An 11360-nucleotide genomic window follows, 5' to 3' on the forward strand; every position below is an offset into this window, starting at 1 on the left:
GGGAGCTCCATTCCGCGAACCCTCAGTCCGGCCAGGTCCAGTCCGCGATCTCGGGCCGGTCCCGGCCGTGCTCGTGCGCGAAGGCCAGGTTGTCGAGGATGGCGTTCTTCATCTCCTCCTTCAGGTGGCCCGCCTTCGCGTGCAGCCCCGGCACGCGGTCGATGACGTCGATGACCAGGTGGTAGCGGGAGGTCTCGTTGAGGATCGCCAGCTCGAAGGGCGTGTTGATGTTGCCCTTCTCCCGGTAGCCATGCACGTGCAGGTCTTCGTGGTCGATGAAGCGATAGGCCAGCTTGTGGATGAGTGACGCATAGCCGTGGAAGCTGAAGATGATGGGCTTGCCCGGCGGGAACAGGCTCTGGAGTTCGCGTTGCGTGGACCCGTGCGGGTGATCCGCCGACGACTGGAGCTTGAACAGGTCGACGACGTTGACGAAGCGCAGCTTCAGGTTCGGTGCGCGCGCGCGCAGGATGGAGGCTGCGGCCAGGGCCTCCTGCGTCGCGACGTCACCGCAGCAGGCCATGATGACATCCGGCTCCGCGTCCTCGTCCGTGCTGGCCCGCTTCCAGATGCCGATCCCCTTGGCGCAGTGGGCGACGGCCTCGTCGATGGTGGTGAACTGCAGGTGCTTCTGCTTGTCCGCGACGATGACGTTGACGCAGTCGGTGCTGCGCAGGCACTGGTCCGCCACCACCAGCAGCGTGTTGGCATCCGGCGGCAGGTAGATGCGCGTGACCGTGCCGGACTTGTTCGTCACCAGGTCGATGAAGCCCGGGTCCTGATGGGAGAATCCGTTGTGGTCCTGACGCCACACCGTCGAGGACAGCAGGATGTTCTCCGAGGCGACGGGCGCCCGCCATCTCACGTGGTTCTTGCTGATGTCCAACCACTTGGCGTGCTGGTTGAACATGGAGTCCACGACGTGGGCGAACGCCTCGTAGGTGTGGAAGAGGCCGTGTCGCCCCGTGAGCAGGTACCCCTCCAGCCAGCCCAGCAGCGTGTGCTCCGACAGCATCTCCATGACGCGGCCGTCCCGCGCGAGGTAGCCCCCGTCGGCATCCTCCGGCAGCAGGCTGGCCATCCACGTCTTCCCGCTCACCTCGTAGAGGGCCTGGAGCCGGTTGGAGGCGGTCTCGTCCGGACCGAAGACGCGGAAGCTCGTCGGGTTGTCGCGCATGATGTCGCGCAGGAACTCGCCGAGCGGCTTCGTGTTCTCATGCAACGTGGTGCCGCGCGAGCCGACCTTGACCGCGTAGTCTCGGAAGTCAGGCAGCCTGAGCGCCTTGCGGAGCAGGCCGCCATTGGCGTGGGGGTTCGCGCTCATCCGCCGGGCCCCCTTGGGCGCGAGCGACCGGAGCTCCGGCATCAGCCGTCCCTCCGCGTCGAACAGCTCCTCGGGCCGGTAGCTGCGCATCCAGTCCTCGAGCGCCTTCAGGTGCGCCGGGTTGCCTCGCACGTCGCCGAAGGGGACCTGGTGTGAGCGCCAGGTTCCCTCCAGCTTGTGCCCGTCCAGCTCCTTCGGACCGGTCCAGCCCTTGGGCGAGCGCAGGACGATCATGGGCCAGCGCGGACGCGTCGGGGTGTCCGTCAGCCGTGCCGTCTTCTGCAGGGCGCGGATCTCCTCGACGGCCTGCTCCAGGGTCTGCGCCATCTTCTGGTGCATCTGGGCCGGGTCGCTGCCCTCGACGAAGTAGGGCTTGTACCCGTAGCCGACGAACAGCGCCTCCAGCTCCTCCGGGCTGATGCGGGAGAGGATGGTCGGGTTGGCGATCTTGTACCCGTTGAGGTTCAGGATGGGCAGCACGGCGCCGTCCCGCACGGGGTTGAGGAACTTGTTCGAGTGCCAGGCCGTCGCGAGCGGCCCCGTCTCGGCCTCGCCGTCACCCACGACGCAGGCGACGATGAGGTCCGGGTTGTCGAAGGCCATGCCGTACGCGTGGGAGAGGCTGTAGCCCAGCTCGCCGCCTTCGTGGATGGAGCCCGGCGTCTCCGGGGTGACGTGGCTGCCAATGTGCCCGGGGAAGGAGAACTGCTTGAAGAACTTCCGCATCCCCTCCGCGTCCAGGCTCTTGTCCGGATAGACCTCCGAGTAGGTGCCCTCCAGGTACGCCGGCCCGAGCACGCCCGGGGCGCCGTGGCCCGGCCCGGCGACGAAGAGGATGTCCAGGTTCTGCTCGACGATGAGCCGGTTCAGGTGGACCCAGGTGAACGAGAGCGCCGGGCTCGCGCCCCAGTGGCCGAGCAGCCGGTACTTCACGTCCTTTGGCACCAGGGGCCGGTGCAGGAGCGGGTTGTCCTGGAGGTAGATCATCCCCACCGCCAGGTAGTTGCACGCCCGCCAGTACGCGTTCATCAGCTCCACTTCCCTGGCGGTGAGCGGTCCCTCGCCCCGGGTCCGCTCGCGGCCTGGAGCGGAGGGCCCCTGGCCGCGCTCCCTGGCGGACAACGGCGGCCCATGCTCCGACGCTTCCGTTCCTTCGGGGTGTGCCATGACATGCCTCCCATCAGTGCTGGGTGTGGAGTGGGGATTCGGAGGGAGCGAAACCCGCTTCGCCCTCCATGTCCGCGCTGTACGCGCCCAGGGCCGCCGCGCTGTCGCACCAGGCGCGGTGCTGGAACGCCCGCTGGGCGGCGGGCACCCGCGCGCTCTGGCCCCGCCAGGCTTCGAGCGCCTCGTCCTGCAGCGCGCGTCCGTAGGAGAAGCTCAGCGTCCAGGGCTTCGGGCCTTCCAGCGCGTTGATGGCGTTGAGGTGCTCCGTGGCCAGCACCGCGTCCTGTCCGCCGGACAGGAAGACGATCCCGGGGACCGCGGGCGGCACGTGGCGCCGCAGGACGCGCAACGTCGCCTCCGCCACCTCCGCCACCGGGACGTGCCCCGCGAAGCCATGGCCCGCGGTGACCATGTTCGGCTTGAGCAACATCCCTTCCAGGGACGCCCCCGCGGCGAAGAGCTCATTGAAGACCGCCTGCAGCACGCGCCCCGTCACGTCCTCGCATTGCTCCAGCGCGTGCGCGCCCTCCATCAGGACCTCGGGCTCCACGATGGGCACCAGGCCCTGCTCCTGGCAGAGGGCGGCGTAGCGCGCGAGCGCGTGCGCGTTCGCGTGGATGCACGCCGCGGTGGGCAGCCCGGCGCGGATGACGAAGACCGCGCGCCACTTGGCGAAGCGCGCGCCCAGCTCGCGGTACTCCTCGAGCCGATCGCGCAAGCCGTCGAGCCCCTCCGTGACGGACTCTCCCGGCGCGCCGGCCAGGGGGTGGACGCCGGCGTCGACCTTGATGCCGGGGATGATGCCTCGGTCCGCCAGCAGTTCGATCAGCGGAATGCCAGCCGCGCTGCGCTGATGGATCGTCTCGTCCTGCATGATGGCACCGCCGATGAACCCGGTGATGCCGGGCGTACTGAAGAGCAGCTCCCGGTAGGCGCGGCGGCTGTCCGCGGTCGACTCGATTGCGCGCGCGGACAGGCGCTTCGTGATCGTGGCGACCGTCTCATCCGCCGCCAGGATGCCCTTTCCGTCCGCGATGATGGCTCGCGCGGTTTCACCGAGTCCTGGCACCGTCGACATGTGGTCCTCCCATCCCCCGGAGGGAAACCTGAGGGCGTCCCGGCGCGCCAACAACGGGCAGTGGGGCGCTCGGCAACGGGTCTGCCTTTGAGCGCCGGGCTGGATGGTCCGGCCCACGTCGCGATGCCATCTTGATGCAGGCCCCCACGGTCACCGGGGACGCCCGGGGTGCGGAGGCGGCGGGCGGGCGGAGACAGCCATGACCATCAAGTTGCTCATCGCGGACGTCGACGGGACCCTGGTGACGCGGGACAAGATCCTCACCCCGCGAACCTGCGAGGCCGTCGCCCGGCTGCGCGCCAGCGGCATCCAGTTCACCCTGACGAGCGGGCGGCCCCCGCGCGGGATGGCCGGGCTGGTGGACGCGCTGAAGCTCACCGCTCCCCTGGCGGCCTTCAACGGCGGCGTGTACGTCAAACCTGATCTCACGACTGTGCTGGCGCAGCGGACCCTGCCGCCCGCCATTGCCAGACAGGCCGTCGACTTCATGCTTCAGGCGGGCCTGGATGTCTGGGTCTACCAGGGGGCGGAGTGGTTCCTGCGCGCCCCCGAGGCCTTCCGCGTGGCGCGCGAGCGGAGCAACGTCGGGTTCGACCCGGTCGTCATCGCCGACCTGCACGGCGTGCTCGATGAAGTCATCAAGCTCGTCGGGGTGAGCGAGGACACGGCGAAGGTCGCGCGCTGCGAGGCGGAGCTCGCCTCGCGGCTGGGCACCGAGGCGTCTGCGGCGCGCTCGACGCCCTACTATGTCGACGTCACGCACCCTGAAGCGAACAAGGGGATGGTCGTGCGCGAGGCCGCGCGTCTGCTGGGGCTTCCCCTGGAGCAGATCGCGGCCATCGGGGACATGGCCAACGACCTGCCCATGTTGAGCATCGCCGGCATGGGCATCGCCATGGGCAACGCCAGCCCGGAGGTCCAACGGCCCGCGCGCCACGTCACGCGCACCAACGACGAGGAGGGGTTCGCTCACGCGGTGGACACCTTCATCCTGGGCCAGCCGCCCCTCGCTCGGACGAAGCTGGGGCTACCGCCGCGCACGCGCGCCTGCCTCTTCGGCCTCGACGGCGTCCTCACGCAGACGGCCAGCCTCCACGCCCGGGCCTGGAAGCAGCTGTGCGACTACTACCTGCGGCAGCGGGCGCGGTCCTCGCGCCAGCCCTTCATCCCCTTCGACCTGGTGCGCGACTACAGCCGGCACTTCGACGGCAGGCCGCCCCTGGACGGCCTCCACGCGTTCCTCGACGCCCGCGGCATCGAGTTGCCGGAGGGCACGGTCCACGCGCTGAACGACCGCAAGGGAGAGCTCCTGGTGGAGCTGCTCCGGCAGGAGCGGGTGGAGCTGTATGAGGGGACGGTCCGCTACGTCCAGGCGGCGCGCGCCACGGGACTCCGGACCGCGGCCGTCTCCGCGAGCCGGCACGGCGCGGAGATGCTCCAGTCCGCCGGCATCCCGGACCTCTTCGATGCGCGGCTGGACGCCACGCAGCCCCCCGAGCTCTACCTCGCGGCCGCCCGGGCCCTGGGGGCGGACGCCGAGGAGGCGGTCATCTTCGAGGACACGCCCGACGGCGTCGAGGCCGCGCGGGCAGCCCACTTCGCGTATGTCATTGGCGTCGACAGGGTGGGCCGGCCCGCCGAGCTGCGCCGCCACGGCGCGGACCTCGTGGTGGCGGACCCCGCCGTCCTCCTCGGGCAGGACGAAGTCTCCTGAAGGCGCACCTCGTTCCGGCGCTGGCAGGGGCTCGGTGGCGTACCGCTCACCGTACGCGTCACCGTGCAGCCTCGAAGTCCCTGTCACGCCCCGCTGAGCATTCGGCCTCCATGCGCGCCTTTTCGCGGACCATGAGGTCGCGCACGTGGTCGCGCAGGGCGTGCACATCCCCCGCGAAGTCCGCGGGGTCGATGGGTTCCAGCACGCGCACCCGGGCGTGGACGGCCCGCTGGAAGACGAGCGCGTGCTTCGGCAGGGTCAGCGCGGTGCCGCTGAGGACCATGGGGATGACGGGGCAGCGCTGCTGGACGGCGAGCGTGAAGGCGCCGTCCTTGAAGGCCTTCATCTTGCCGTCCCGGGCGCGGGTGCCTTCGGGGAACATCAGGATGGGGACACCGCGTGACAACCAGCGCTCACACCCGGCCATCATCTGGAGGACGCTGGCGCGGTCTCCGCGGATGAGCGGCACATAGCGGTTGAGGCGCATGTTCCAGCCAATGAGTGGCAGCTTGAAGTTCTCCGCCTTGGAGACCCACTTGAACGGCCGGTAGAGACCAAAGAGGACCAGGATGTCCCCCAGCGACTCGTGGTTGGACACCAGCACCGCCGCGCCCTTCCAGGGCAGGTGTTCGCGGCCCTCCACCCGCAGGTGCCACCACGGGTTCACATAGAAATACAGCTGTGCCCAGAAGCACGAGTACAGGTGCAGCACCCGCCCGTTCGCATCGAACGGAAGCGTGAGCGCCCACAGCAGGATCGCTCCCAGGAACAGCTCCGCGCTGGACAGCGCGAGGAAGGCCCAGAGCGCGATCGAGAGGAGGACTCGAACGGTCCCCGGTCTTTCATGGATGGATGGCTCCACACCCTCCAGGTTTGCATCGCCACGGGATGAATGTCAGCCCCCATCCCCCGGGTCGTAGCCGCTGAGCGCTGGCGGCCAGGGCGGCCGCGCGCTATCCGCCGCGACGGGACGGGTGACGCGGGGGGCGGTGGTGCTGCTTCCCGCGAAGCGACGGGCCTGCTCAGCGGCCCTGGGTGTGCGCGACGATGGCGGAGGTGAGGACGTCGAAGAACGCCGGGTTCAACGCGTGGCCCATTCCGTCAATCATGAGCGGTTTGCCTCCAGGAACCGCGCGGGCGGCGGCGTCGGCGTGACCGGGTGGGAAGATGGGATCCTCGGAACCGCCGATGAAGAGGGCGGGCACGGAGACGCCACGCAGCGCCTGGCGCAGATCCTTGCCGGACGTCCGCAGGCTGGCCTTGCGGTGGACGTCGCCTGCATGGATGTCATTGCCCCGCGCTTGCGCGGCGGCTCCCAGACCGCGCCAGTAGCTCGCGTCGAAGGGGGCGCGTGCGCCGTTGGCGAGGCGCCAGTTCTCCGACAGGAACTCCTCGGGCGTCAGCGTGGACGGCAGGCTCCCGAGCGCCTCGAGCCATTCTTGGGAGGGTGGGGGCAGGTTCGACGTCGGCGCGGGCCCGCCGCAGAAGGTGTGCAGCATCACGCCGTAGTCCGGCGTGGAGAGCACCGTCGTCAGTGACGCCACCCGCTGGGGTGCCTGGATGGCCAGACGCTGGGCGATGAAGCCTCCCATCGACAGGCCCACCAGATGGGCTCGCTCCACCTTCACCGTGTCCAGGAGGGCGAGCACGTCGCCTCCCACGTCGTCGAGGTCGTAGGGGTGCGCATCGAAGTCGCGGTGCGTGGAGGCGCCCGTGTCTCGGTAGTCGAAGCGGATGACGCGCAGGCCCGCCTGCAGCAGGGGCTCGCAGAACGCGTCTGGCCAGTAGCTCGAACTGCATCCGTTGCCCGCGAGCAGCAGCACGGCGGGCGCGCCCTGACGGCCCAGGTCCTGGAAGGCGATGCAGACCCCGTCGCGGTCGATGTGCTGCTCGTTCATGCCGGCTGACCTAACACGCCCCCGGAGGTGGCAAGCAAGCGCCCCCCGGGGCTTTCCCCGGACGCGAGCTGGCACGGGGTCTGGAGCAGGGCAGGGCTGTGATGGAAGTGAGGTTCGCCGGTTGGGCCTCCAACCGCCGCGCTGGAGCGCAGAATCTGCGCGGGCCTCCCTGGTGCCGCGCAGCGCTTGCGCGGGCGAAAGGGGGCGTCCGAGTCAGCGGGACCGGCTGGGGGATTGCAATGACGCCGCTTCGTCATGACCAGCCTAGAGCTCGCGCGGTGGCAGTTCGGAATCACCACGGTCTATCACTTCATCTTCGTCCCCCTCACCATCGGGCTCGCCCCGCTCGTCGCGCTGCTCCAGACGCTCTGGGTGGTGACCCGGAAGCCGGGGTGGCTCCGGCTGACGCGGCTCTTCGGCAAGCTCTTCCTGATCAACTTCGCGCTCGGCGTGGTGACGGGCATCGTCCAGGAGTTCCAGTTTGGAATGAACTGGAGCGAGTACGCGCGCTTCGTGGGGGACGTGTTCGGCGCGCCGCTCGCGATGGAAGCGCTGGCGGCCTTCTTCATCGAATCCACGTTCCTGGGGCTCTGGATCTTCGGCTGGAAGCAGCTGCCGCGCGCGCTGCACCTCGCCTCCATCTGGCTGGTGGCGTTCGCCGTGAACCTCTCGGCCTACTTCATCCTCGCGGCCAACTCCTTCATGCAACACCCCGTCGGGGCGCGCTTCAATCCCGCCACCGGGCGCGCGGAGATGACGGACATCCTGGCGGTGTTGACCAACAACACGGTGCTCGTGGCCTTCCCCCACACGGTGACCTCCGCCTTCCTGGTCGCGGGCACCTTCGTGGCGGGCGTCTGCGGCTGGCTGATGGTGCGCTCGAGCCAGTCGGGTGAAGCGGCGGCGGCCCAGACCTTTCGCGGCGGGCTCCGGCTCGGCCTGGTCACCATCATCGTGTCCGGCGTGGGCGTGGCGGTGAGCGGGGATGCCCAGGCGAAGCTGATGTTCGAGCAGCAGCCCATGAAGATGGCCGCGGCCGAAGCGCTCTGTGACGGACGCGCCGGGGCGCCCTTCTCGCTGCTCGCGGTGGGAGACCTGAACAACGACTGCCGGGGCGTGCGCCACCTGCTGGAGATTCCCGGCCTCACGTCCTACCTCGCGCGCGCGGACTTCCAGGCGCCGCTCGAGGGCGTCAATGACGTCCAGAAGCGCTACGAGGAGCTGTACGGGGCGGGGCCGGACTACGCGCCCAACCTCGCCGTCACCTACTGGTCCTTCCGCTTGATGATCGGCCTGGGCATGGGAAGCGCGGCGCTGGCGCTGTTCGGGTTCTGGCTCACGCGCGGAGGCGCGGCGAGCAACTCGGAGCGGTTTGCCCGGCTCTGCCTCGCGGCGCTGCCCACCCCGTTCCTCGCGTGCTCCTTCGGTTGGATCTTCACCGAGATGGGACGGCAGCCCTGGCTGGTGGCGCCCAACCCCACCGGGGTGGACGCGCTTCGCCTGCTGACGGCCAGCGGCGTGTCCACCGCCGTTTCCCCCGCCATGGTCTGGACGACGCTGATTGGCTTCACCTGCGTCTACGGAGCGCTGGCCGCGGTCTGGTTCTACCTGATGCGGCACTTCGTCCGCGCGAGCCTGAAACATCCGGCGGCCCTCGCGAATGAGGACAGCCATCCTGAAACCGCGCCGCTGTCGTTCGGCTACTGAGCCCCCGGCCCTCTCTCCTGGCATCGAAAAACAATCATGGAACTGAATACACTCTGGTTCTGTCTCATCGCGGTCCTCTGGACGGGCTACCTCGTGCTCGAAGGTTTTGATTTCGGCGTGGGGATGTGGCTCTCCGTCCTGGGCAAGACCCCGGCGGAGCGCCGCGCGGTGCTGCGCACGATTGGCCCGGTCTGGGATGGCAATGAGGTGTGGCTGCTCACCGCCGGGGGCGCGACGTTCGCGGCCTTCCCGGAGTGGTACGCGACGCTCTTCTCCGGCTTCTACCTGCCGCTCTTCCTGATCCTCATCGCGTTGATCGTCCGCGGCGTCGGGCTCGAGTTCCGCTCCAAGCTGGAGAGCCCCACGTGGCAGCGCCGCTGGGAGCAGGCGATCCAGGTGGGGTCGTGGATCCCCGCGCTGCTCTGGGGCGTCGCCTTCGCGAACATCGTGCGCGGGGTGCCTCTCGACGCGGATCATCAGTTCACCGGGACATTCCTCGGCCTGCTCTCGCCGTTCGCGCTGCTCGGCGGCCTGGCCACCACGCTGCTCTTTCTCAGCCACGGCGCGGTCTTCATCGCGCTGAAGACCCAGGGCACGCTGCGGACGCGGGCGCTCGGCTGGGCCAGGCGGATGGCGCTGCCCACGCTCGGCGTCAGCGGTGCCTTCGGCCTGTGGACGCAGGTGAGCTACTCGGTGGCCTGGACGTGGCCGGTGCTGGGGTTCGTGGCCCTGGCGCTGGGGGCGGCGGCGCTGGGCGTCTGGCGGGAGCGGGAGGGCTGGTCCTTCACCTTCAGCTGTCTGGCCATCGCGGGCGTGGTCGTGCTGCTCTTCGGCTCGCTCTTCCCGGACGTGATGCCTGCGCTCGAGCCGGCGCACTCGCTCACCGTCCAGAACGCCTCCAGCACCCCCTACACGCTGCGGATCATGACCTACGTCGCCGTCGCGCTGGTGCCGTTCGTGCTGGCCTACCAGGGCTGGACCTACTGGGTCTTCCGCCAGCGCGTCACCGTCGACGAGCTCAACCCGGCGCTGGGAGAGGGCTGACCGTCCGATGAAGCCGCTCGACCCGAAGCTCCTGCGGTACGCGAGCGCCGCGCGGCGCTACGTGCTGCTCACCGCGGGCCTGGGGCTCGGGATGGTCGCGCTCACGGTCCTGCAAGCGTGGGGGCTGGCGCGGCTGCTGGGGCATGCGCGCGAGGCGGTCGGGGACCATGGGAGGCTCCTGCTCTGGCTCGGCGGCGTGTGGCTACTGCGCGCGGCCCTGGCGGGCCTCCAGGAATGGGCGGGGAAGCGGAGCGCGCACCGGGTCATCGCGCAGCTGCGGGGAGGCCTGCTCACGCGGCTGGCGTCCGGCTCGGAGGGGGAGCGCGCTTCGGCGGGCGGGGTGGCGCAGGTGGAGCTCGCGACCCGTGGGCTGGACGCGCTCCAGCCCTATCTCGAAGGCTACGTGCCGCAGCTGCTGCTCACGGCGCTCGCGACGCCGGCCCTGCTCGTCTGCGTGTGGCGCGCGGATCCTGTCTCAGCGGCCTTGATGGCGGGCTCGCTGCCGCTCATCCCGCTCTTCATGGTCCTGGTGGGCCGCTTCACGCGCGAGGCCACGGCGCGGCAGCTCGCGAGCATGCAGCAGCTGAGCGCGCGGGTGCTGGACCTCATCACCGGGCTCGCCACGCTCCGGGCGCTCGGCCGGCAGCGCGGCGTCGCGGCCCAGGTCCTGCGGCTGAGTGAGGCGCACGCGCGCACCACGCTCCAGGCGCTGCGGCGGGCCTTCCTCTCCAGCTTCGTGCTCGAGCTGATCGCCACGCTCTCCATCGCCAGCGTGGCGGTGGGGATTGGCCTGCGGCTGCTCGAAGGGGCGATGCCGCTGGAGACGGGCCTCTTCGTGCTGCTGATCGCGCCAGAGGTGTATGCGCCGCTGCGCCAGGTGGGCGCGCTCTTCCACGCGTCCGCGGAGGGAGCCGAGGCGGCGGCGCAGGCCATCGCGCGGCTCGAAGCCCCCCAGCCCGCACGCGGCACGCTCGCCGCGCCACCGCTCACCTCCGGGGCGCTGGAGCTGCGGGACGTCTCGGTGGCCACGCGCGACGTCGGGTGCCGTGCACCGGAGGGACTCTCGTTCGTGCTGCCGTTGGGGCAGGGACGCATCCTCGGGTTGCGAGGGGAGAGCGGCGCGGGCAAGAGCACGGCCCTGGCGGTGGTGCTCGGGCTCCTGCCGCCCACGAGCGGTGGCGTCTTCCTGCGGCCCGAGGGCGCGGCGGCGCTGGCGCTCGGGGCGCTCGACCTGACGGCGTACTGGGCCCAGCTCGCGTGGCTGCCACAGCGGCTCCACCTGGAGCCTGGCACGGTGCGCGAGAGCGTCTGTCGCGGGCGCGTGATTCCGGCCTCCGCCCTGTCGGCCGCAGCGGAGGCCACAGGCTTCGATGCCGTCGTCGCGCGGCTGCCCGAAGGCTGGGACACGCGGTTGGGGCGGGACGGGCA

At 70.2% G+C, this 11360-nt stretch carries 8 protein-coding genes; 4 read left to right on the forward strand and 4 right to left on the reverse strand.

Annotated features, from left to right (window positions below; all coding sequences use genetic code 11):
• Positions 1 to 22 precede the first annotated feature (22 nt).
• A complete protein-coding gene (locus D7W82_RS22965) occupies positions 23 to 2491 on the reverse strand; it encodes a phosphoketolase (RefSeq protein WP_171423279.1) in 2469 nt (822 codons plus the stop codon).
• Positions 2492 to 2504: 13 nt separating this feature from the next.
• On the reverse strand, positions 2505 to 3569 hold the full coding sequence (locus D7W82_RS22970) for a class I fructose-bisphosphate aldolase (protein WP_120620397.1): 1065 nt from the start codon (positions 3567 to 3569) through the stop codon (positions 2505 to 2507).
• A gap of 199 nt (positions 3570 to 3768) precedes the next feature.
• Here D7W82_RS22970 and D7W82_RS41040 point away from each other — a divergent pair, with 199 nt between their 5' ends.
• The gene (locus D7W82_RS41040) at positions 3769 to 5283 is read left to right on the forward strand and encodes a Cof-type HAD-IIB family hydrolase (protein WP_233587886.1); all 1515 of its coding nucleotides are present in this window, start codon (positions 3769 to 3771) and stop codon (positions 5281 to 5283) included.
• A gap of 58 nt (positions 5284 to 5341) precedes the next feature.
• Here the strand turns inward: D7W82_RS41040 and D7W82_RS22980 are convergent, their stop codons facing one another.
• On the reverse strand, positions 5342 to 6145 hold the full coding sequence (locus D7W82_RS22980; protein WP_233587887.1) for a 1-acyl-sn-glycerol-3-phosphate acyltransferase: 804 nt from the start codon (positions 6143 to 6145) through the stop codon (positions 5342 to 5344).
• Between the two features lie 160 nt (positions 6146 to 6305).
• Entirely contained in the window at positions 6306 to 7181 is an 876-nt protein-coding gene (locus D7W82_RS22985; RefSeq protein WP_120620399.1) for an alpha/beta fold hydrolase, read from the reverse strand.
• Between the two features lie 255 nt (positions 7182 to 7436).
• Here D7W82_RS22985 and D7W82_RS22990 point away from each other — a divergent pair, with 255 nt between their 5' ends.
• The 3 genes from D7W82_RS22990 to D7W82_RS23000 form a co-directional block, all read left to right on the forward strand.
• On the forward strand, positions 7437 to 8888 hold the full coding sequence (locus D7W82_RS22990) for a cytochrome ubiquinol oxidase subunit I (protein ID WP_120620400.1): 1452 nt from the start codon (positions 7437 to 7439) through the stop codon (positions 8886 to 8888).
• 36 nt (positions 8889 to 8924) lie between these two features.
• Entirely contained in the window at positions 8925 to 9932 is a 1008-nt protein-coding gene (gene cydB / locus D7W82_RS22995; protein ID WP_120620401.1) for a cytochrome d ubiquinol oxidase subunit II, read from the forward strand.
• 7 nt (positions 9933 to 9939) lie between these two features.
• Positions 9940 to 11360: ABC transporter ATP-binding protein/permease (locus tag D7W82_RS23000; protein ID WP_120620402.1), on the forward strand; the 1421-nt coding region annotated here is incomplete at its 3' end.

The sequence above is a fragment of the Corallococcus sp. CA049B genome, assembly GCF_003611685.1.
GTDB lineage: Bacteria > Myxococcota > Myxococcia > Myxococcales > Myxococcaceae > Corallococcus > Corallococcus coralloides.

Bases quoted from the DNA above. Each gene is read 5' to 3' on its own strand.
- D7W82_RS22965 (WP_171423279.1), bottom strand. From the start codon at position 2,491: ATGGCACACCCCGAAGGAACGGAAGCGTCGGAGCATGGGCCGCCGTTG.
- D7W82_RS22970 (WP_120620397.1), bottom strand. From the start codon at position 3,569: ATGTCGACGGTGCCAGGACTCGGTGAAACCGCGCGAGCCATCATCGCG.
- D7W82_RS41040 (WP_233587886.1), top strand. From the start codon at position 3,769: ATGACCATCAAGTTGCTCATCGCGGACGTCGACGGGACCCTGGTGACG.
- D7W82_RS22985 (WP_120620399.1), bottom strand. From the start codon at position 7,181: ATGAACGAGCAGCACATCGACCGCGACGGGGTCTGCATCGCCTTCCAG.
- D7W82_RS22990 (WP_120620400.1), top strand. From the start codon at position 7,437: ATGACCAGCCTAGAGCTCGCGCGGTGGCAGTTCGGAATCACCACGGTC.
- cydB (WP_120620401.1), top strand. From the start codon at position 8,925: ATGGAACTGAATACACTCTGGTTCTGTCTCATCGCGGTCCTCTGGACG.